Source organism: Bacteroides mediterraneensis, assembly GCF_016900355.1.
GTDB lineage: Bacteria > Bacteroidota > Bacteroidia > Bacteroidales > Bacteroidaceae > Phocaeicola.
The window spans coordinates 59,482-81,390 of record NZ_JACJKA010000015.1 but is presented as its reverse complement, the minus strand read 5'-3'; the positions used below and the strand labels follow the sequence as shown (position 1 = coordinate 81,390).

Here is a 21,909-nt window from a genome sequence, read left to right as displayed (position 1 = left end):
GTAATGAATAAATTGATTTTGACAGGGGCATTGTGTGCGGCATTCGCTACTGTATCTGCACAGATGGTGGATGTACACAGCCACATCATTCTTCCTGAATACAGGGAAGTGCTGAAAGCACACGGGGCAGAATTGGAAGAAACTTTTCCGTTGCCTGAGTGGAATGTAGAGCGGCACATCGCTTTTATGGACAGTGCAGGCATCCGTACCGCTGTGCTGACCATGCCAGCTCCACAACCTTATTATGGCGATGTGGGGGAAAGCGCTGCATGTATCCGCAGAGTGAACGAGGTTTCTGCAGAAATAAAACAGCGATACCCTGAAAGATTCAAGTTCTGTGCCTCACTGCCGTTGCCGGATGTGGAGGCTGCCATACGGGAAGCGGTGTATGCACTCGATACGTTAGGGGCCGATGGTGTGAAACTGGCGACCAACAGTCGCGGGCAGTACTTGGGGGATGAGGCATTGGACCCGTTGATGGAAATCCTGAACGAGCGTCATGCGGTCGTTATCCTCCATCCGCATCGTCCCACGCCTTATCCGAAGGAAATCATAGCCACCACACCGCTGGCGATGTATGAATATCCGGCGGAGACCACTCGTGCCGTGGTGAACATGCTGGCACGAAATGTATTGGTGCGCTATCCGAACCTGAAAGTGGTTGTGCCCCATTGCGGTTCGTTCCTGCCGTTGGCTTTACCTCGCATGAAATCCATTCTCCCGGCAATGGTGAAGCAGGGCTATATGCAGCCGATAGATTGGGAAGGCAACCTTTCGCGCCTTTATTTCGATCTGGCGGGCAACCCGACCATGGAAATCTTGCGCTCGCTGCTTACCCTCACCACGCCCGACCACATTCTTTACGGCTCGGACTATCCTTACCTGCCTGATGCCGTGTTGAAAGCCAACCTGCAAAGGTTGAAGCAGACGCTTGCTTCTGATAAGGAACTTGCCGGATATGCCGACTTGTTTCTGTGGAAGAATGCGGATGGCTTGTTTGTTAAGTGTGCAGCTGCTGGCAATATTCGGAAGGAGTGATGCCTTCTTGCTTCTTGAACATGCGACTGAAATGCTGGGGATATTCAAAGCCGAGTCTGTCAGATACCTGCGATACGGTTTCGCCCGCTGCCAGTCCGTTCTTGGCCAGCCGGATGATGAATCGACGGATGTGATTGCTTGCCGTATCGCCAGTGGTTTTCTTGATGACGTCGCCGAAATAATTGGGTGACAGGCACAGCTTGTCGGCACAATACTGCACGCTAGGCAGGCCGAGGGTCAGCTGTAGTTTGTCTTCAAAATAATCGCGAAGCAGATGGTCGAAACGGACGAGAATGTCGGAGTTCTCTACCTTACGGGTCAAGAACTGGCGGTTGTAGAACCGTTGGCAGAAGTTGAGCATCAGTTCGATGTAGCCTACAAGGATGGTGTTCTGTAGCTCGTCTGGCTTTTTGAACAACTCGTCTTGTATTTGGCGCATGAGAGAGACAAGGATGTCATGCTCCTCATCTGTCATGTGCAGGGCTTCATTGACACGGTAGTCGAAGAAAGAATATTCCTTGATGTGCTTTTCGAGTGGAAAGCTGTGTAGTAGGTCGGGATGGAACAGGAGCGCCCACCCCGTAATAGACACCTGTTCGCCGTTGTCTTCCTTGCCTCCCACTTGTCCGGGTGCCACGCACAGCAGCGTACCTTTGTGGTAGTCATACTTGCCACGGCCATAGTCCAAGGCTACATTGGCATCGTCCCGCAGGAACAGTCCGTACACACTGTAATTGTTCAGACTATGACGTATGGGGGACACCTCGGCATAATTGATGACACTGACCCACGGATGCAGGTCGGCGTGTCCGAGGTAGTGACCGTAGTCATTGACATTCTTTACTTTCAGTATCTTGCTCATCGTCCTTTCCGTTAATCCCATACAAAGATAAAGTATTTAACGTACAATGATGGATGCAAATACGTAATTTCTGTAAAACGGGTATGTTTTGCCAATTTATGGTTACGGAATTTTCGCTTATCACGATGTATTTTTGCATTAGATAAATAACCGGAAATACAGTTATGAAAACAAGAGTATTGGGAAAAGATTTGGAAGTGTCTGCCGTAGGATTGGGCTGCATGGGATTTACACAGAGTTATCCGCCCTATCCCGACCGTAAGGATGTGATAGAAACGATACGTAAGGCCGTGGACCTGGGTGTGACTTTCTTTGATACCGCTGAGGTATATAGCTATGGCAAGAATGAAGACATGGTAGGGGAGGCGTTGCAGCCTGTCCGGGACAAGGTGGTCATCGCTACCAAGTTTGGTTATGACTTGTCCGAGACACCCGATTTGAATACGTCTACGCGTCCCGTCAGTCTGTCCAGCCGTCCCGAAACAATCCGTAAAGCGGTGGAAGGTTCGTTGCGTCGTCTGCGTACGGATCACATCGACCTCTATTACCAGCATCGGGTGGACCCGAATGTGCCGATTGAAACCGTAGCCGAGACTGTCGGTGAACTGATTCGGGAAGGTAAGGTGTTGCATTGGGGATTGTCGGAAGCTGCTCCTGCTACGGTGCGCCGTGCCCATGCCGTCTGTTCGCTGACTGCCGTACAAAGTGAGTATTCCCTCTGGTACAGGAAGCCTGAAGTGGAGTTGTTGCCTACATTGGAAGAACTGGGTATCGGTTTCGTACCGTTCAGTCCGCTGGGAAAGGCTATGCTGACCGGACGCTTCACCAAAAACACTACATTTGACAAGACGGACTTCCGTTCAGCCATTCCCCGTTTTCAAGGCGAGAACCTGAAGCATAACATGGCATTAGTGGAATACGTGGAAGAGTGGGCGAAGAAGAAAGAAACGACTCCTGCACGTATCGCCATTGGCTGGCTGCTGGCCCAAAAAACGTGGATAGTTCCCATTCCAGGCACGAAACGCATCGAGCGTATACAGGAAAATATAGGTGGTGCGGACATAGAGTTCACGTCTGAAGAACTGGCAGACATCCGCCGGCATTTGGACAGCATAGAGATTCTTGGGGGACGTTATCCTGAAGACCAGGAGAAAATGACAGGACTCTAACCTCAGGCACCTATGGAACGACGAGATTTTTTGAAGAAGTCTGTACTCGCCGCTTTGGGTACGGCTGTAGCCGGAACAGGGATAGTGGAGGCTTTTAACTATATAAGTGATAACAAATCAAAGACAAGCAAGATGAAAATAGTAGTATTGACGGGTAGTCCCCGTAAAAACGGGAATTCTGCTTATCTGGCGGAACAGTTTATTAAAGGAGCGGAAGAGAAGGGGCATGAAGTGTTCCGTTTCGATTGTGCTTTCGAACTGGTGGAACCGTGCCGCGCCTGCAATCGTTGTGGCATGAACGGGCCTTGCATCTTCAATGATGATTTTCAAGAACTCCGACCTCGTCTTATCGAAGCCGATATGGTGGTATTTGCCACGCCCATGTATTATTTTGGTTTTTCAGCACAGATGAAGCGGGTGATAGACCGTTTTTATGCGATCAACGGGCAGATAAAGGGAGTATCTAAAAAAGCTGCTCTCCTAATGGCCTATTCTGACACTTCCCAAAAAGAAGCAGAACCGATGCGGGTGCATTACCATACGCTGATGGATTATCTCGGATGGACAAGTGTGGGTGAAGTGGTAGCTTCGGGAGTCTGGACGGCGGGCAGCGTCCAGCATACAGACTATCCACAGCAGGCCTATCAATTGGGCAAGAGTTTATAACCTTTTATTATAGGAAATATGAGAAAAGTAATAGGTCTCATTGCTCTCGTGCTGGCAGGCAGCTTGTCCACGATGGCACAAACAGCAGACAATAGTATGAACAGGATAGAAATATGCAAGCAGAATTACCACACGCTGTTCGGCGGTGAACCCTTAACCGGGCAGGGTACAGACCCGGAAATGATGGACATTCTGCAGAAGTTTATCTTCGGTGAGGTATTCCAAACAGGCAACCTTACCTTGAAACAACGTGAGATGATTACCTGCATCACCCTTGCCACCATGCAGACACTTCCACAACTGAAAGCCTATGCAGGGGCGGCACTCAATGTAGGAGTCACTCCTGAAGAGCTGCGAGAGGTGATGTACCTCACTGCGCCTTTTATCGGTTTCCCTAAGATGCTGAATGCAGTGGCTGCGGTGAATGAAGTGCTTCAGGAGCGGGGCATCTCATTGCCGTTGGAAAAGCAAGGTACGGTGACGGAGGAAACCCGCCATGCGACGGGCAAGGCCATTCAGGACCGGCTCTATCCCGGAGGTATCGCTTCGGTGATGGAAGGATTGCCCGGTGACATGGGCAGGCAGGTGGAACAATTCCTTACGGATTATTTCTTTGGCGAGATATACAGCCGAGGTGCTATCGATTTGCAGACACGTGAATTGCTGGGCTACTGTGTGCTGACAACCTTGGAAGCTGAAAGTCAGCTTCGTTCGCACTATCACGGCAATCTGAACGTGGGCAATACGCCCGAAACACTGACTGCTGCCGTCATTCAGTGTCTGCCGTATATCGGTTTTCCGGCAGCCATCAAGGCGTTGAGTATTATCAAAGAAGAATATTCCCGGCCGGTTCCCGCCGAAAACAACCTGGTGCGCCTGTCAAAAATAACAGTCGATTCGACCCAATTGCAGGCCTACAATGCTTTTCTGAAAGAAGAAATCGAAGCTTCCATGCGGTTGGAACCGGGTGTATTGACACTCTATGCCACTGCCGAGAAGGAGGCGCCGCACAAAGTGACCATTCTCGAAATCTATGCCGACCGTGCGGCTTACGAGAGTCATCTGAAAACACCCCATTTCCAAAAGTACAAGCAAGGGACGCTTTCGATGGTGAAGGAATTGGAACTGGTGGACGTGAAACCCCTGATACCGGGATTGAAAATCAAATGACGCGATTGGAATAATAATGATTTTCCGCAGATTTTTGTTAAGTTTGCAGAAACTGTAAAATTCGTTTCAGATGAGGAGCATGATTTATCCGGTAGGTATACAGAGTTTTGAAGAGATACGGAAAGGAGATTATTGCTATTTGGAAGTGTTTTTATTGTGCCATTCGTTTGGAAAGAATCACTTTCGCTTTTTCGCGGAAGGTAATTTCACTTTCTAGTATAGTTTCTCCACCAATATCCTCTCCGGCGCTTTCCCATACTCCGTTGTGGTTATAAAAATACCATAGGCCATATATGCCCATGGAGTCCAGATATTTGTTGTTTACCACTCCTGCTATTTTATTCTTGTAGACGAATATTTTGTTTACACTGGAGTTTAGGAATGACTCTTTGCCTTTAGAAATTTCTTTGACGTTACATAGGCCGATAAAGGTGTAGATTTTCCGTCCGGTGCAATCTCAGATAATTTCTTTTCAACTTCTGTCGTTTGATATTCTCCTTCGGGAATTGCATTCTTGCTAACTACTATTTTGGCTTCAAGTTTCTCTATTTCAAGTTGTTTCCCCTTTAGAAAGACATGATACAGGTGGTGCTTGTCGCTTTGTGTGACAAATTCTTTGGCTTTTCCGTTCACAAAAAGAATGCCGGCTCTTTCATCAAACGCATAACCGGAGTGAATTTTCTTGTTGCCTATGAGTTTGTGGAATAAATCCTGACGCTCTTTTTGGGAATAATGAGGGCAATTGCTATAAGGAAGAAGACCAAGCCCTTCTACCGCACTTATACTTGTGGGGCGTGAATCGCTTATTCCCTTTTCGAACCAGCAGATAGAACCGGCACTTCCGCCTGATAAGATAATTCCTTTGTTGAGTGCTTTCTTAAGAATCTTGTCAATGCCTTGTGCTTTCCAAATTCCTATCATGTTCAATGTGTTTCCTCCACCCACTACAATTGCGTCCGAATTAAGAAGTATGTCTTCAAACGATTGATTGTCGGGCGATGCACTGACCCATACGTTCATCACCAAAGTGTCTATCTTGAGTGCGTTACAGATACTTCCCCAAAATCGGATGTTATCGGGGTTGTCTCCGCTGGCAGTCGGCAGATAGCATAGGCGCGGGTGTTCCTTCCCGGTCAAATCGGCGATGTATCTGGTAAATTTGAGGTTAATGTCTCCTTCCCACACAAAAATCTTTTTATCTTGTGCGTTGATTACAGAAAGGTTCATGATGAACAATCCTATGATAAAGAATAATCGAAGCATGATGGTAAGTTTTTATGGTTGGCAGAAACATAATCTGTTAATTTAAAGTTGAGAGAAAACCGGACTAATCAGTCCAGTTCTCTCTGACGGCAGAAGCAGCCGCCGAATTTTTCGTCTACATTTTCTATCGGTTGACGGAAGATGCCGTACACCGAAGAGCCAGAACCGCTCATGCTGGCGAACACGGCACCCAGGTCGTACAGTTCGTCTTTGATGGCGGCAATCTCCGGATGTTGCAGGAAAACGCTGTCTTCAAAATCATTTTTCATACTGTCTTTCCATGTTTCCACAGGCTGGCGGACAATCTCCTTCAAGGAAACCTCCGGTTTGTGGGGAGTGATGTGGGCAAAGGCCTCGCGGGTGGATACGAAGATATCCGGTTTTACCAGCACGAGGTAACAGCCGGAAAGTGACAGGCGGATGGGCTCAAAAATGTTGCCGATGCCGGTGGCAAAGACCGGTTGGTTGCGGATGAAGAAGGCACAGTCGGCACCCAGGCGGGCGGCATAGCCCTCCATTTCTTCCAGACTCAGGTTCAGGCGGAATTTCTCGTTCAGCAGCTTGATCATGAACGCGCAATCGGACGAACCGCCTCCCAGTCCCGCACCTGTAGGGATGTGCTTGAACAGGTGGATGTCGATGGGCGGCATCTCGTGGTCTTTCTTCAGTAGTTCGTAAGCTTTCACCACCAGGTTGTCTTCCGGAGCGCCTTCGAGGGCGGTTCCTTTTACGTGGAGGGTATAAGGAGTGTCATCTTTTTCTCTTCGCGTCACCTCCAGCGCGTCTTGCAGGTGGATGGGATAGAAAATGGTTTCCAGGTTGTGGTAACCGTCGGCGCGTTTTTCAACAATATTCAGGCCAAGGTTTATTTTGGCATTTGGAAAGGTAATCATAGTGTCGTTTGTTTTGTTTGTTTTTTGTTGCTCAAATATACACGAAAGTTTTTAGAAAAACGGGATTCACGGAAAAAATCGTATCTTTGCCCCACTTAAACAAAATTGAAATGGCAGAACCGAGAAGAAATACACGTGTGGCGAAAACGGCCAAGACTAAGCCGATGGATGAGTATGGGCATCTTCAGCCGCAGGCTCCTGAACTGGAGGAGGCGGTATTAGGTGCGCTGATGATTGAAAAGGATGCGTATTCGCTGGTGAGCGAGATTCTTCGTCCGGAATCGTTCTACGAACACCGGCACCAGCTGATTTATGCGGCCATTACCGACTTGGCCATCCAGCAGAAACCGATTGATATCCTGACCGTGACCGAGCAGTTGCGTTCGCGCGGCGATCTGGATGAGGTAGGCGGACCGTTCTATATTACGCAGTTGAGTGGTAAGGTGGCTTCGTCGGCTCATATTGAATACCATGCCCGCATCATAGCCCAGAAGTTTCTGGCGCGTGAACTGATTTCTTTCACAAGCAGCATACAGACCAAGGCGTTCGACGAGACGCAGGATGTGGACGACCTGATGCAGGAGGCCGAAGGAAAGCTCTTTGAAATCTCCCAGCAGAACATGAAGAAGGATTACACGCAGATTAATCCGGTCATCCAGGAGGCGTACGAGATGTTGCAGAAGGCGGCGGCCCGTACCGATGGCTTGAGCGGACTTTCAAGCGGTTTCCATCAGTTGGACAAGATGACTTCGGGCTGGCAGAATTCCGACTTGATTATCATTGCAGCCCGTCCGGCCATGGGTAAGACGGCGTTCGTGCTTTCCATGGCGAAGAACATGGCGGTGAACAACAAGGTGCCGGTAGCGTTGTTCTCGCTTGAAATGAGCAACGTGCAGTTGGTGAACCGTCTGATTGTGAATGTCTGTGAGATTCCAGGTGAGAAAATCAAGAGCGGTCAGCTGGCACCTTACGAGTGGGGACAGCTTGACTATAAAATCAAGGAATTGTATGATGCTCCGTTGTATGTGGACGATACGCCGTCATTGTCTGTATTTGAATTGCGAACCAAGGCGCGTCGTCTGGTGCGTGAACATGGGGTGAAGATTATCATCATCGACTACCTTCAGCTGATGAATGCCAGTGGAATGTCGTTCGGCAGCCGTCAGGAAGAGGTCAGCACCATTTCGCGTTCGTTGAAGGGACTGGCCAAGGAGTTGAACATTCCGATTGTGGCCCTGAGTCAGTTGAACCGTGGCGTGGAGAACCGAGAAGGTATCGACGGAAAGCGTCCGCAGTTGAGTGACTTGCGTGAGTCAGGAGCCATCGAGCAGGATGCCGATATGGTATGCTTTATCCACCGTCCGGAATACTATAAGATTTATACCGACGAGAAAGGAAACGATTTGCATGGTATGGCGGAAATTATCATTGCCAAGCATCGTAACGGTGCGGTGGGTGATGTGCTGTTACGTTTCCGTGCTGAATATGCCCGTTTCCAGAACCCGGATGACGACATGATTGTACCGATGCCGGGCGAGGAGAAAGCGGCTCCGGTGCTTCGTTCGAAAATGAACAGCGGCGGGGGACAGGATTTTGTGCCACCTCCACCTGCTGATTTACCTCCAATGCCGGATAATCCGTTCGGTGCCCCAGTGCCGGATGTACCATTTTAAGAAGTTGGACTAAAAATAATACAGGCGGCTCGTTTGGATGCGGGCCGCCTGTAGTGTATTTATACGGGTGGTTTCAGAAGTTACTGTGCAACGGTCACTCCGAATTCTTCCAGTTCTACCGTCGCGGTAGTGGCATCGGGAGTCGTGGCTTCCAGTTTGACGAACCGGACAGATTCTGCCTGCGGAAGGGTTACGGTCTGCGGTAGCGGGTTGTGCATGATGTTGCTGAATTCTCCGTGGCTAATCACTTCCTTCCATTTCTTTCCATCCTGACTCACATAGAACTTATAGCGGAAAGCCATGGTCGGTTTGGCTTCTGCGTTCAGAGGGGCATAGGTAAAGGCCTTGAGGGTTACGGTCTTTCCCAAGTCGATGGTCAGCGGGGAACCTGACAGTTTCTTCCAAGAGTCTCTTGACAGGTTGTTCCAGTTGGTAGCACTTCCTTGTTCAGCTAAAGGTTTGGCATAGTAAGCCGCCACTTGCTGGATGTGCGCGTTCAGTCGGCTTTGGTTGATGGTGACTTTCAACGAGTCGGTCACGGTATCAGGGAAGCGTACCATGCGTTTGTAGCCTACGGTGGTTCCTTTTCCTATAGGTTTCCAGCTGCCGTTGTCCCAGGCTTCGAGAGTGAAGTCTTCCACTCGCTGTCCTTTGGAAATGTCTTCTTGCAGCATTACCACATTGATGGAGCTTTTCGATTTAACAGCATACGTGCGGGAAGTTCCCTGCGGGGCTTCCCAAGGCTGGTCTCCACGAAGCACCTTGTTGTCTTTGAATGTTTCTTGGCGATAAGCGGCAAATTCTTTCAGGCGGGCCACATCGGCTTCATGAATCCGTCCCCGGCGGTCAGGAGGAATGTTCAGCAGCAGGACGGAGTTGTAGCCAACCGACTGGAAATAGATGTCCGACAGTTGCTTCAGGCTTTTTACCTTGTCATTTTCTGCTTCATGCCAGAACCATCCTGGACGGATGGATACGTCGACTTCCGACGGATACCAGAAGAGTTCCGTGGCATCTTTCAGCATTTCGCGGCTACCCAAGTCTTTGGCCTGACTGTACACTTTCAGACGGGCATTGTTCGCTTCCGAGCGGGCGTAAACTCCCGGGGTCAGAACCGTGGCGCTCCATTCAGTTTCCCGTCCAAGTCCTTTTTCGTTGCCTACCCAGCGTACGTCGTCGCCCATGATGGCCATAACGGCTTTGGGTTGCAAGCGCTGGATGGTTTTGTAGAAGGCATCCCAGTCGTAGGTTTGTTTTTTCCCATTGGGCCCTTCTCCGTTCGCGCCGTCAAACCAAACTTCGTGTACTTCTCCGTAGTTAGTCAGCAGTTCAGTCAACTGTTCGATGAAGAATTTGTTGTAGGCAGGAGAATCGCCGTAGCAGCTGGCGTTCCGGTCCCATGGCGACAGGTAGACACCGAATTTCATATCGTATTTAGTACAAGCGTCGCGAAGTTCCTTGACCACATCGCCCTTTCCGTTTTTCCAAGGAGAGGAGGCTACGGAGTGTTTCGTGGTCTTGGTAGGCCACAGACAGAACCCGTCGTGATGCTTGGCGGTGAGCAGTACCATCTTGAAACCGGCTTCTTTCAGGGTCTTCACCCATTGTTCGGCATCCAGGTCGGTGGGGTTGAACAGTGCCGGGTCTTCCGAGCCGTCGCCCCATTCCCTGTCGGTAAACGTGTTGATGCCGAAGTGCAGGAAGGCCGTCAGCTCCATTTGTTGCCAGGCCAACTGCTGAGGCGTAGGAACCAGACGGGCCGCCATGGATACTTTTTGCTCCATGGTTTCATTGCCGGAGAAAGACAGATGTTTCACGAAATAAGCGGTGTCTTGCTGTGCGTGTATTCCTACAGGAAGCGAAAGCATTGCGCATGCCGCGAGAAATTGAGATAGTTTTTTCATAATGAGTTGATTGTCGGATGGTGATTTTATTTCATAATAGGGGAATTGTCGCTGAATTTAATTCAATGGAACGCTCCCCGAATGTTTTTATTGGGTAAAAGTAATATAACTTGTTCAATTTTCAGCCATTTCAGCAAATAAAAACGGTTTGTATAAGAATTTTTATGTTCGAAGAATGGGTTATCGTTTGAGGGAAATATCTTTCGTTTGTAAAATGAGTTGAAAAAGAAGGCTTTTAAGATTGTGTATGAACGAGTAAAGGTGAAGGAATATGGGTCATGTTTTCGTTTTTTTGATTTAGGGGCATTGAATATTTGTTGGTCTAATTCTTTAGTATTCAGTTGAATTTAAAGCAATCTGCGGATTTTATTAGAATATTCCATCTAATTTTTATAACTTTGCGCATCATTCTTAGGAAATTATAAATAACAACGATATGAATATCTCTTATAACTGGCTGAAAGAATACGTCGACTTCGACCTGACTCCGGACGAAGTGGCAGCCGCACTAACTTCCATCGGTCTGGAAACTGGGGGAGTGGAAGAAGTTCAAACGATTAAGGGAGGATTGGAAGGCCTTGTGGTAGGCGAGGTGCTGACTTGCGAACCGCATCCCAATTCCGACCACATGCATATTACCACCGTCAACTTGGGACAGGGAGAGCCTGTACAGATTGTCTGCGGTGCGGCTAACGTGGCTGCCGGACAGAAGGTTATCGTAGCCACAATAGGTACGAAGCTGTACGACGGCGACCAGTGCTTTACTATCAAGAAGTCGAAACTCCGTGGCGTGGAGTCAAACGGTATGATTTGTGCCGAGGATGAAATTGGCGTGGGAACAAGCCACGAAGGTATCATCGTATTGCCGGATGATGTGGTTCCGGGTACACCCGCCAAGGATTACTATAACATCAAGAGTGAATATGTACTCGAAGTGGATATCACTCCGAACCGAGCCGATGCCTGCTCACATTATGGGGTAGCCCGCGACTTGTATGCATGGCTCATCCAGAACGGACATAAAGCTACATTGAAGCGTCCTTCTGTTGATGCATTCAAAGTAGACAACCACGACATGAACATCGACATCGTGGTGGAAAACACGGAAGCTTGCCCACGTTACGCAGGAGTAGCCATCAAAGGCGTGACCGTGAAGGAAAGTCCGGAATGGTTGCAGAACAAGCTTCGTCTGATTGGAGTGCGTCCGATTAATAACATTGTCGATATTACCAACTACATCCTGCATGCCTACGGTCAGCCGATGCACTGCTTCGATGCCGATAAAATTAAAGGAGGTAAGATTGTAGTGAAGACTTGTGCCGAGGGAACTCCGTTCGTGACACTGGACGAAGTGGAACGCAAATTGTCTGACAAGGACTTGATGATTTGCAACACGGAAGAGCCAATGTGTATCGCCGGCGTATTTGGCGGACTGGATTCAGGTACGACGGAAGCGACTACGGATGTGTTCCTGGAAAGTGCTTATTTCCATCCGACTTGGGTGCGTAAGACGGCGCGTCGTCACGGATTGAGCACAGACTCTTCTTTCCGTTTCGAACGTGGTATCGACCCGAATATTACGATTTATGCCTTGAAGGAAGCTGCGCTGTTGGTGAAGGAACTGGCAGGAGGTGAAATCGCTTCTGAAATCAAGGACAACTATCCGCATCCGATTGCTGATTTCCCGGTAGAGCTTTCTTACGACTATGTTAACTCACTGGTAGGTAAGGTGATTCCGGTAGAAACCGTGAAGAGTATCGTTACCAGCTTGGAGATGAAGATTGTGAACGAAACGGCAGAAGGTCTTTCGTTGCTGGTTCCTCCTTATCGGGTGGATGTACAGCGTCCGTGCGATGTGGTAGAAGATATTCTCCGTATTTATGGATATAATAATGTGGAAATCCCGACTACACTGAAGTCCAGCTTGAGTGTGAAGGGAGAAGTTGACAAGTCAGTGAAACTGCAGAACCTGGTCGGCGAACAGCTGGTAGGTTGTGGTTTCAATGAGATCCTGAACAACTCACTGACCGCTGCGGCTTATTATGACGGACTGGAAACGTTCAAGCCGGAGAACTTGGTGCGTGTGATGAATCCGTTGAGCAACGACTTGAACGTGATGCGTGCCACACTGCTTTTCGGCGGTCTGGAAAGCATCCAGCACAATGCCAACCGCAAGAATGCCGACCTGAAGTTCTTTGAGTTCGGTAACTGCTATCACTTCCATGCCGAGAAGAAGAATCCGGAAAAGGTACTGGCTGGCTATTCGGAAGAATTGCACATGGGCTTGTGGCTGACAGGAAAGCGGGTAAGCAACTCTTGGGCACATGCCGATGAAAATTCATCCGTATATGAATTGAAGGCTTACGTGCTGAATATCTTCCGTCGTCTGGGTGTGAACTTTGGAGGACTGGTATTCGGAAATCTTTCGGACGACATTTACTCAGTAGCTATTTCTGTACACACTCGTGGTGGTAAGCTGCTGGCTACCTTCGGTGTGGTTTGCAAGAAGATTCAGAAGGCATTCGACATTGACCATGAAGTATATTATGCCGACCTGAACTGGAAGGAACTGATGAAGGCTATCAAGAACAATGTGGTAAGCTACAAGGAAATCTCCAAGTTCCCGGCTGTAAAACGTGACTTGGCTTTGCTGATTGATAAGAAGGTACAGTTTGCTGAAATCGAAAAGATTGCTTACGAAACCGACAAGAAGCTGCTGAAGTCTGTAGAATTGTTCGACGTGTACGAAGGTAAGAACCTGGAAGCTGGCAAGAAGAGCTATGCCGTAAGCTTCATGCTTCAGGACGAAAATGCCACACTGAACGACAAACAGATTGACAAGTTTATGCAGAAGCTGATTGGCAACCTGCAGAACAAACTGGGAGCTGTACTTCGATAAAAGAAAACTTATTAAAAATAAATTTAAAAATATAATCCAATGGGAAGAGCGTTTGAATATAGAAAAGCTACAAAATTGAAAAGATGGGGTCACATGGCGAAGACCTTCACTCGTCTGGGTAAACAAATTGCAATTGCAGTAAAAGCTGGTGGTCCGGAACCGGAAAACAACCCGGCTTTGCGTTCGGTAATCGCTACTTGTAAGCGTGAAAACATGCCGAAGGACAACATCGAACGTGCCATCAAGAATGCAATGGGTAAAGACCAGAGCGATTACAAGAGCATGACTTACGAAGGATACGGTCCTCACGGAATTGCCGTATTCGTAGATACTTTGACTGATAACACGACTCGTACGGTAGCCGACGTACGTTCCGTATTCAACAAATTTGGCGGTAACTTGGGTACGACTGGTTCACTGGCTTTCTTGTTCGACCACAAGTGTGTGTTCACTTTCAAGAAGAAAGACGGCCTGGACATGGAAGAACTGATTCTGGACTTGATCGACTATAACGTAGAAGATGAATATGACGAAGATTCGGAAGAAGGTACCATCACTATCTACGGTGACCCGAAGAGCTACGCAGCCATCCAGAAGCACTTGGAAGAATGTGGCTTCGAAGATGTCGGTGGTGATTTCACTTACATCCCGAACGACCTGAAAGATGTAACTCCGGAACAGCGTGAGACAATCGACAAGATGGTAGAACGTCTGGAAGAATTCGACGATGTACAGACGGTTTACACGAACATGAAACCGGAAGAGGACGCAGAATAAGTTTTTTCTTTACATACATTATGGACGGAGTGCTTTACAAGGTACTCCGTTCTTTTTTATACGCAAAAAAAGACAATAGTATGAAATACAGTTATAGAACGACAGGAACCTGCAGTTCCCAAATTGACGTGGAAGTGGAAAACGGAATTGTGAAGGACGTACATTTTACAGGAGGATGCAACGGCAACCTGCAAGGAATCTCTTCACTGGTAAAGGGGATGAAAGTGGACGACGTGATTGCCCGCCTGGAAGGTATCCGTTGCGGGGGGAAGTCCACTTCCTGCCCCGACCAGCTTTGCAAGGCCTTGCGCGAGATACACTGAGAGGCTTTCTTAAAACTCTTCCGAGAGTGAGGAAAGCAGCACGATGAGCAGGATGCCGGCGATAACGAGGGACAGGAACGTGAACAGGCTCAGCAAGCCCACGGTTTTGAGGAAGGTTCTGACCCAGCCACGGTGGTACACGGTGTGCAGGGAGATGTAGGTGTAGATAAACATGCCTATAAGGAAAATCGTTTGCATATAGATAGGCATGTCTCCTCTGAAGGAGTCCAGAAAGTTTTTCTCTGTCAGCAGGGGAATCAGCGGGATGGGCAATAGTATCAGGAACACGGTATTCAGGTGGATGGCATGGACGAAATGCCACATGTAGGGATACCGTGATTTGCGGAACAGGCCTTGCAGAAGCCAGGCGAACAAGGGGAGAAGGAACATCATGTAGAGAGGGGTCCATTTAGATAGGCTTCCGATAAGCTGGTTGAGGAAGGATTCCCGGCGGAGTTGTTCGGCTTCATCGGGGTTGTCCGGATTCCATTCATACACGGGAGTGAGCGCGTTTCCTGCGGAGTCGGTCTGAAAGTGGAGGGCTGCTTGCATCGACTCTGATTTGATTCCTTTTTCCTGTAGTAGGCTGTCCAGTTGTGAGGTCTTCACTTTCTGGAGGTTCAGAATGTTTTTCAGGTCTTTTTCCCTGAGGGTGCTTTCCCGCAGGCAGGAGTCGGCTACCAGCTTCGGCATTCGTACATAAGAAAGGGAGAAACGGTCGTCCAAGCGTTGTACCTTAAACAGTTCATCAGTTCGGGTGACCCCTCTTTCCTGCAAAGCCTGTACCAGTTTCGGGCCCTGATACAGATAGATGCTGGTATCGGGGAGGGCAGACTTGGAGTTTAGTTGCTGGACTACTTCATCGCTGATGCTTAGAGATTCTACGGCTTGTAGGGCTTGGTTGGCCTTATCAGAGGCCAACATGAAAAAGAGGGTGAAAAAGACTACGGAGATGCACATGTAAAGGCGGAAAGGATGCACGTAGGAATTGATTTTCCCGGCATTGAATTCGTTGGTCAGGAATCCGGGACGAGTAAACATAAACCATAAGGTCTGCCAGATTTTGCTGTCGAACTGGTAGACATTTTCAAAATATTGTTTGAAGTATTTCCAAAACGGCTGATAGATGTCGAGCGCATATTGCCCGCAGCAGTGGCAGTACATCCCTTCCAGTTTGGTACCGCAATTCTTGCAGTAGGTGTAGCCGGGTACAGTCTTTTTACGGATTCGCTGGAGGCGTTTTAATTCGATGAGTCTCATGACTCGGCGTTTCCTTTCTGTCAGTTTTTGTCGCATTCGGGCGAGAAAACCTGTTTCCTTTTTTGTGTTGTGTTATTATCCATGTCAGTAAGATTAATTGTTAATAATATACTGACACAAAAATACGTTTGGGAAATGAATCTTGCAAATTTTTATAAAGAGAAGCAGTAAGCTGAGATTCGTTTTTTCAGGCATGGGAAGGCAATAAAAAACAGTTATATTGTTTCCTTCTGTATCAAGTAATTCTTGGGAATCAATATAACTGTCAACAATACCTCGGAGGTATTATAATATAAGGAGTTGTTAGCCTATTTTGCTGATTTTCTTCAGCTTCTCCTCGTCAATAATCTTTATTTTTCGTCCGTCAATAATAATCAGTTTCTCGGCTGCAAAGTTTGACAATGTACGAATGGCATTGGAAGTAGTCATATTCGAAAGATTGGCCAAGTCTTCTCTTGAGAGATAGATACTCAGGGTACACTGGTCCTCTTCTACGCCGTAGGTTTCTTTCAGGAAGAGCAACGATTCTGCCAGACGTCCACGGATGTGTTTCTGAGTCAGGTTGACGGTTCTTTCATCTGAGATACCTAAGTCCTTTGATAACTGTTTGATGAAAAACATGGCCAGATTTGCGTTCTCCATAATCAGTTTGATGATGACGGGCATCGGGATCAGGCACATGGTACAAGGTTCGAAAGCAGCTGCTGCAGTCACGAAGTTTTCTTCGGCGAAGTAAGCCCGGTAAGCAAAATATTCCTTGTTTTTAATGACACGGATAATTTGGCTTCTTCCTCCAACTCCGTCTTTGTAAATCTTTACTTTGCCGTTGAGCAGGCACATCAGATTTTCTGGAGTTTCCCCTTCACAGTAAATAGTTTCGTTTTTCTTATATTTTTGAATGGTGAAGTTTTGAGCGAGCAATTCGCGTTGCTGCTGGGTCAATGGTTGCCATAAATCTGGTATACTTTCGGCAATCTCAGCTTCTGTTAATTCCTTTTTTACCATAAATGTTCCAAAACCATGTTATTTAGCACAAAGATAGAAAGAAAATTTGAAAATTTTCTTTTTTCCCGGCAAAAAATGCCCCTGGAATAGGCCTTTGTTATATATTTGCCTAAGAATGCGAATAAGAAAAGCCTTATATGTAGTTTGGTGGGGACTGTGGGCTTTATGTCTGCTGAGCGGTATTCCACAACGGGGAATGGCACGTGACAATACTCCGGCTCTTCCTTTTAGGCCCATGGTGCCTGATTCCATTCTGCAATATATGTTCCAGGCAGCTTCCATTTATTCGCATGAGGTCAAAGGTTATAAGGCCGATTTGTATTTGAAGGGGCATCTTACAGTCCACAAGCAGAATCGCATCATTCGTTATGTGCCTTCGATGTTCAGGTTGGAAAAGGGGATAAAGGATTATGTGCATGAATCTATCAGCGACCTTCAGTACACGGCACCTGGAATTATCGACCGGAAGATTAGGGCCATATCCACCACTTTTCCCAGTAACAGAGGACAGATTTTCGATGTGATAGATTACATGAAATTCAATATTTATTCGCCTTCTTTGATGGGTAACAAATTGTTGTCACCTTTGAATGAGAAGGCACGGATACACTATCGTTATCTGTTGGAAAGTGTGGAACCTCGTTTGGATGGCAAGCTTTATTGCATTCGGGTGATTCCCCGTTATCGGAGTACGCAGCTGGTGGAAGGGTCGTTATGGCTTTCTTCTGACGATTGGACTATCCGACGAATGGATTTGCGAGGACGATATGACTTAATCAGGTTCCACTTGAATATGCAAATGGGAGAGGAAAAAGAAACCAGATATCTTCCGGTATTGATGAACCTGGATTTGAATTTTAAGTTTCTGAAAAACCATCTGGAGATGAAATACACCGGATGGATGCGTTATTCTTCGGTGACGTTTCGTAAGCCGGGGGAGGAGTGGATTGTGAAAAAAACGAATGATCACAATCTTTCCAATTCGTATACGTTGACGTGCGATACCAGTCGTTTGGTGGTGGAACGAGACTCGTTCAACCGTATCCGTCCAATTCCATTGTCGTCTTATGAAGATTCGCTTTACCGGATGGCTGACGAACGGAGAAGGCAGCGGGAGGCAGATACCTTGAAGCCTCCACCTACGAAGTTCCAAAAGAATATGGTATTCCTCGGTCAGATAGGGGATGCCTTGATCAGCAGTTATGACATCGACCTGTCGCGGGTAGGAAGCATCAACTGTTCTCCGTTAATCAATCCGTTGCTTGTGAGTTACAGTCACCGGAACGGGATTTCCTATCGGCAGGTGTTCAAGTACAACAAATTGTTTCATGATGGGCGTCTGCTGCGTATCGCACCGCAGATTGGTTATAATTTTACCAAGAAGGAGCTTTATGCCAAGGCCGATATTGAATATTTTTACAATCCCCGCAGGTTGGGCTCCCTTGAGATACATGCTGGAAATGGTAACCGCATTTACAGTAGTGTGGTACTCGACCAATTGAAAGAAATGCCCGACAGTACGTTCTCGTTCGAGGGGTTGGAACTGGATTATTTCAAGGATGTGTATGTGGATGTATCGCACAACATTGAACTGTGCAACGGCCTGAAACTGGGTACAGGTTTGGCTATGCACTGGCGATATACCAAGAGTACGCCGGAGGTGGAAGCTCGTGTCCGTTCCCGTTATAACAGTTTCGCACCTCGCCTTCGTTTGGAGTGGACGCCGGGCATGTATTATTATATGAATGGCAATCGAAAAATCAATGTAGGTTCCTATTATCCGACTTTCATGTTAGATTATGAAAGAGGTATCAGGCTACTGAAAAACTCGGGAACCTATGAGCGTATTGAATGCTCAGTGGAACAGATTATCCGTCTCAAAAATGTCCGATCCATTGCCTATCACATCGGAGGGGGAATGTTTACGAATCAGTCGGACATGTATTTCGTAGATTATGTGCACTTTGCCAACTTGAACTTGCCGCAGGGTTGGGACGATGACATTGGAGGAACTTTCCAAATGTTGGATGGACGCTGGTACAATGCATCTCGGCATTATCTTCGTGGCAATATGACGTTTGAAGCGCCTTTCATCCTTCTTTATCCTGTAAACCGACTGCTGTCCTTCATCCAAAAAGAACGAATCTATGCAGGCATTCTGTTCATGCCCCATTTGAATCCCTACCTGGAGTTTGGTTATGGCTTTGCCACTCATCTGTTCGATGCAGGAATCTTTATCGGAAATGAAAAAGGTAAATTTACCTCCGTGGGATGTAAATTTACCTTCGAATTATTTAATAAGTAGAATGACTGCTTATACCAGTTCGTCCGATGTATAACCTTTCGGCAGCGGGCGGCAATTGTAGCCTGAAGCCATGATTTCACCGTAAGCTCCAGCAGAGCGCAGGGCAATCAGGTCGCCGCGGTGTACCTTGTTCAGGTCGATGGCTTTGCCGAACACGTCGGATGATTCGCAGATAGGACCTACCACGTCGTAGGTTTCTACTGATTCTTCCGAGGTTAGGTTTTCAATCTTGTGGTAAGCTTGGTACAAAGCCGGACGAATCAGGTCGGTCATACCTGCATCTACAATAGCAAACTGCTTGTTGGTGCCTTGTTTTACGTAAGTTACCTTGGTGATGAGGCTTCCGCACTGTCCTACTACCGAGCGGCCCAGTTCAAAGTGCAGTGTTTGCTGCGGGCGCAGGCGCAGGTGCTTGTGATAAGTAGCAAAATAGTCTGCAAAGTCCGGAATTGGCTGGCGGTTCGGATGTGCATAGTCGATGCCCAGTCCGCCTCCCACGTTGATGTGTTCTACGATAATCTGGCGGGCATACAGTTTTTCCTGCAATTCATTGATGCGGTTGCAGAGTGCCACGAAGTCGCCCATGTCCAGAATCTGTGAGCCAATGTGGAAATGCAGTCCCACGAACTTCACGTTTTTCATTTCCAAGGCCAGGTCGATGATGTGGTCCATGTCCTGCATGCTGATGCCGAATTTGTTTTCTGCCAGTCCGGTAGTGATGTTGGCATGCGTATGCGCACCTACATCCGGGTTGATACGGAATGCTACGCGGGCTATCTTGTTCTTTGCTGCAGCCAGTTCATTGATGACCTCCAGTTCCGGAATAGATTCTACGTTGAAGCAGAAAATGTCATAATCCAGTCCCAGATTGATTTCCTTGTCGGTTTTTCCTACCCCGGCAAATACGATTTTGCTGGCCGGGAATCCTGCTTCAACGGCCGCTTGGATTTCACCACCACTCACGCAGTCGGCACCCAGTCCGCTTTCGCGGATGATGCGCAGCACCTTGGGGTTGGCATTGGCTTTGATGGCATAATGTACACAGAATTTATTGTATTTTCCTGCTTCTTCCTTGATTTTGTTCAGGGTCTCCCGCAGCAGGTTTGTGTCATAATAATAAAACGGGGTTTCAATCTCTCTGAAATGTGCTATTGGAAAATTCGCTTTCATGTAGGTTTAGTTGTTTTGGATTGATATCATGATAAAAAAGCGGACGATGCGGTTTTGACCGTATCCTCCGCTTTTCGCTGTATATAAATATCTTTATTTTTTGTTGCCGTTGAACAGCACGTCGCTCAGTGACTGAAGCGCTCTCTTCTTGTCCGCTTCACGAATCAGGAAAGAGATATTGTAGTTACTGCCGCCGAATGAAATCATACGTACCGGAATTTCACGCATGGCATCGAGTGCTTTGGCTTCAAAGCCTACGTTTTCCCATTCCAGGTCGCCCACTACACAAACAATGCACATGTCGTGGTCTACTGTTACCGTTCCGTACTTCTTCAAGTCGTTTACGATTTCGTTCAAGTGCTTCGTATTGTCAATTGACATGGATACGCCTACTTCTGAAGTACATACCATATCGATAGCTGTCTGGTAGCTTTCGAAGATTTCGAACACCTTGCGCAAGAAGCCGTGAGCCAACAGCATACGACTGGACTTGATTTTGATAGCGGTGATGTTGTCTTTGGCAGCTACTGCCTTGATTTTGCCCTTTTCTGTATCGTTTGAAATCAGCGTGCCCGGAGCCGACGGTTCCATGGTGTTCAGCAGTCGTACCGGAATGTTGGCATATTTAGCCGGCTGGATACAGGTTGGATGCAGAATCTTGGCCCCGAAGTAAGCCAGTTCGGCTGCTTCCTCAAAGTGCAGCTGACGTACTGGAGAGGTCTTGTCTACTACACGTGGGTCGTTGTCGTGCATTCCATCGATATCCGTCCAAATCTGGATTTCTGATGCGTTGATGGCCGCACCGATTAAAGAAGCAGTATAGTCACTTCCGCCACGCTGCAGGTTGTCGATTTCACCGTACGCATTGCGACAGATGAATCCCTGTGTGATATAAATTTCGTAGCCCGGATTGGCTTCCAGTTGTGCTTCCAGTTTCTCGCGGATGTAGGTCAGATCCGGTTCGCCGTTCTTGTCCGTACGCATGTATTCCAATGCCGGAATCAGGATGGCTTTCACGCCCTGTTCGCACAAATAGTTTGTCACCATGTTTGTGGAGATGATTTCTCCCTGTGCCAGGATGACTTTTTCTTCAAACAACGTAAATATGTCTTTCGTATAAGAACGAATGTAATCAAAAACCGATTTTACAAAATCCAGTGTCTTCTGTTTATATTCTTCTGTAGAATATAACTCATCAATGTGCTGTTTATACTTCGCTTCCAGTTTGTTGATGATTTCATTAGCACCTTCTGGATTTTTCTTGTACAGATAATCCGAAATTTCAACCAATGTGTTCGTCGTACCCGACATGGCAGACAGGACTACAATTTTCTGTTCGCCGTCATTGATTAATTTGGCCACATCCTTCATTCTTTGAGCGGAACCTACGGATGTACCTCCAAACTTTAAAACTTTCATTTTACGTTTCGAATTTAAAATGTTTTATAATTAATTATTTTCGGGAGCAAATGTAGTAATAAAAACCCTATTTTAAGTTCATTTTGGCGAAATTCCTTTTGCTCCTTTGTCTT

Annotated in this window: 17 protein-coding genes; 9 read left to right on the top strand and 8 right to left on the bottom strand. The window is 47.4% G+C overall.

The genetic code is table 11. The features are described from left to right. Positions 1 to 3: 3 nt before the first annotated feature. On the top strand, positions 4 to 1,038 hold the full coding sequence (locus H6A28_RS09470; RefSeq protein WP_204479949.1) for an amidohydrolase family protein: 1,035 nt from the start codon (positions 4 to 6) through the stop codon (positions 1,036 to 1,038). Here the strand turns inward: H6A28_RS09470 and H6A28_RS09465 are convergent. Further along, positions 1,001 to 1,900: a helix-turn-helix domain-containing protein gene (locus H6A28_RS09465; RefSeq protein WP_204479948.1), complete on the bottom strand. Its 900-nt coding sequence runs from the start codon at positions 1,898 to 1,900 to the stop codon at positions 1,001 to 1,003. The two genes, H6A28_RS09470 and H6A28_RS09465, sit on opposite strands and share 38 nt — an antisense overlap. 164 nt (positions 1,901 to 2,064) lie before the next feature. Between H6A28_RS09465 and H6A28_RS09460 the strand changes: the two genes are divergently transcribed. Genes H6A28_RS09460 through H6A28_RS09450 form a run of 3 tightly spaced genes read left to right on the top strand, consistent with a single transcriptional unit; the run spans position 2,065 to position 4,905 of the window. Next, entirely contained in the window at positions 2,065 to 3,069 is a 1,005-nt protein-coding gene (locus H6A28_RS09460; protein WP_204479946.1) for an aldo/keto reductase, read from the top strand. Between the two features lie 12 nt (positions 3,070 to 3,081). After that, positions 3,082 to 3,735, top strand: coding sequence for a flavodoxin family protein (locus H6A28_RS09455; protein ID WP_204479944.1), 654 nt, complete (start codon positions 3,082 to 3,084; stop codon positions 3,733 to 3,735). Positions 3,736 to 3,753: 18 nt separating this feature from the next. Next, a complete protein-coding gene (locus H6A28_RS09450; RefSeq protein ID WP_204479942.1) occupies positions 3,754 to 4,905 on the top strand; it encodes a carboxymuconolactone decarboxylase family protein in 1,152 nt (383 codons plus the stop codon). 375 nt (positions 4,906 to 5,280) lie between these two features. Here H6A28_RS09450 and H6A28_RS09445 read toward each other — a convergent pair whose 3' ends face one another. Both H6A28_RS09445 and ispE read right to left on the bottom strand, forming a co-directional pair. Further along, on the bottom strand, positions 5,281 to 6,090 hold the full coding sequence (locus H6A28_RS09445) for a Type 1 glutamine amidotransferase-like domain-containing protein (RefSeq protein WP_204479935.1): 810 nt from the start codon (positions 6,088 to 6,090) through the stop codon (positions 5,281 to 5,283). Between the two features lie 146 nt (positions 6,091 to 6,236). Next, positions 6,237 to 7,061: a 4-(cytidine 5'-diphospho)-2-C-methyl-D-erythritol kinase gene (gene ispE / locus H6A28_RS09440; RefSeq protein ID WP_204479933.1), complete on the bottom strand. Its 825-nt coding sequence runs from the start codon at positions 7,059 to 7,061 to the stop codon at positions 6,237 to 6,239. Between the two features lie 110 nt (positions 7,062 to 7,171). Between ispE and dnaB the strand changes: the two genes are divergently transcribed. Then, positions 7,172 to 8,734 (top strand): replicative DNA helicase, encoded by a 1,563-nt coding sequence (dnaB, locus tag H6A28_RS09435; protein WP_204479930.1) that lies wholly within the window; start codon positions 7,172 to 7,174, stop codon positions 8,732 to 8,734. 80 nt (positions 8,735 to 8,814) lie between these two features. Here the strand turns inward: dnaB and H6A28_RS09430 are convergent, their stop codons facing one another. Continuing rightward, the gene (locus H6A28_RS09430; protein WP_204476901.1) at positions 8,815 to 10,638 is read right to left on the bottom strand and encodes an alpha-L-fucosidase; all 1,824 of its coding nucleotides are present in this window, start codon (positions 10,636 to 10,638) and stop codon (positions 8,815 to 8,817) included. 436 nt (positions 10,639 to 11,074) lie between these two features. On the opposite strand from H6A28_RS09430, the gene pheT reads away from it, so the two are divergent. From pheT to H6A28_RS09415, 3 genes are all read left to right on the top strand, one after another. Further along, positions 11,075 to 13,537, top strand: coding sequence for a phenylalanine--tRNA ligase subunit beta (gene pheT / locus H6A28_RS09425; RefSeq protein WP_204476902.1), 2,463 nt, complete (start codon positions 11,075 to 11,077; stop codon positions 13,535 to 13,537). Between the two features lie 39 nt (positions 13,538 to 13,576). Further along, a complete protein-coding gene (locus H6A28_RS09420) occupies positions 13,577 to 14,314 on the top strand; it encodes a YebC/PmpR family DNA-binding transcriptional regulator (protein WP_204476904.1) in 738 nt (245 codons plus the stop codon). An 80-nt stretch (positions 14,315 to 14,394) separates the two neighbouring features. Continuing rightward, entirely contained in the window at positions 14,395 to 14,637 is a 243-nt protein-coding gene (locus tag H6A28_RS09415; protein WP_204479929.1) for a TIGR03905 family TSCPD domain-containing protein, read from the top strand. A gap of 9 nt (positions 14,638 to 14,646) precedes the next feature. Here the strand turns inward: H6A28_RS09415 and H6A28_RS09410 are convergent, their stop codons facing one another. Further along, complete coding sequence (locus H6A28_RS09410) at positions 14,647 to 15,897, bottom strand: DUF3667 domain-containing protein (RefSeq protein ID WP_204479928.1); 1,251 nt, start codon at positions 15,895 to 15,897, stop codon at positions 14,647 to 14,649. Between the two features lie 303 nt (positions 15,898 to 16,200). Continuing rightward, positions 16,201 to 16,902, bottom strand: coding sequence for a Crp/Fnr family transcriptional regulator (locus H6A28_RS09405; RefSeq protein WP_204477226.1), 702 nt, complete (start codon positions 16,900 to 16,902; stop codon positions 16,201 to 16,203). Between the two features lie 115 nt (positions 16,903 to 17,017). Here H6A28_RS09405 and H6A28_RS09400 point away from each other — a divergent pair, with 115 nt between their 5' ends. Further along, positions 17,018 to 19,207: a DUF5686 family protein gene (locus tag H6A28_RS09400; protein ID WP_204477223.1), complete on the top strand. Its 2,190-nt coding sequence runs from the start codon at positions 17,018 to 17,020 to the stop codon at positions 19,205 to 19,207. 9 nt (positions 19,208 to 19,216) lie between these two features. Here H6A28_RS09400 and lysA read toward each other — a convergent pair whose 3' ends face one another. Beyond that, a complete protein-coding gene (gene lysA / locus H6A28_RS09395) occupies positions 19,217 to 20,377 on the bottom strand; it encodes a diaminopimelate decarboxylase (protein WP_204479927.1) in 1,161 nt (386 codons plus the stop codon). A 93-nt stretch (positions 20,378 to 20,470) separates the two neighbouring features. Further along, positions 20,471 to 21,796, bottom strand: coding sequence for an aspartate kinase (locus tag H6A28_RS09390; RefSeq protein ID WP_204477219.1), 1,326 nt, complete (start codon positions 21,794 to 21,796; stop codon positions 20,471 to 20,473). Positions 21,797 to 21,909: the final 113 nt, after the last annotated feature.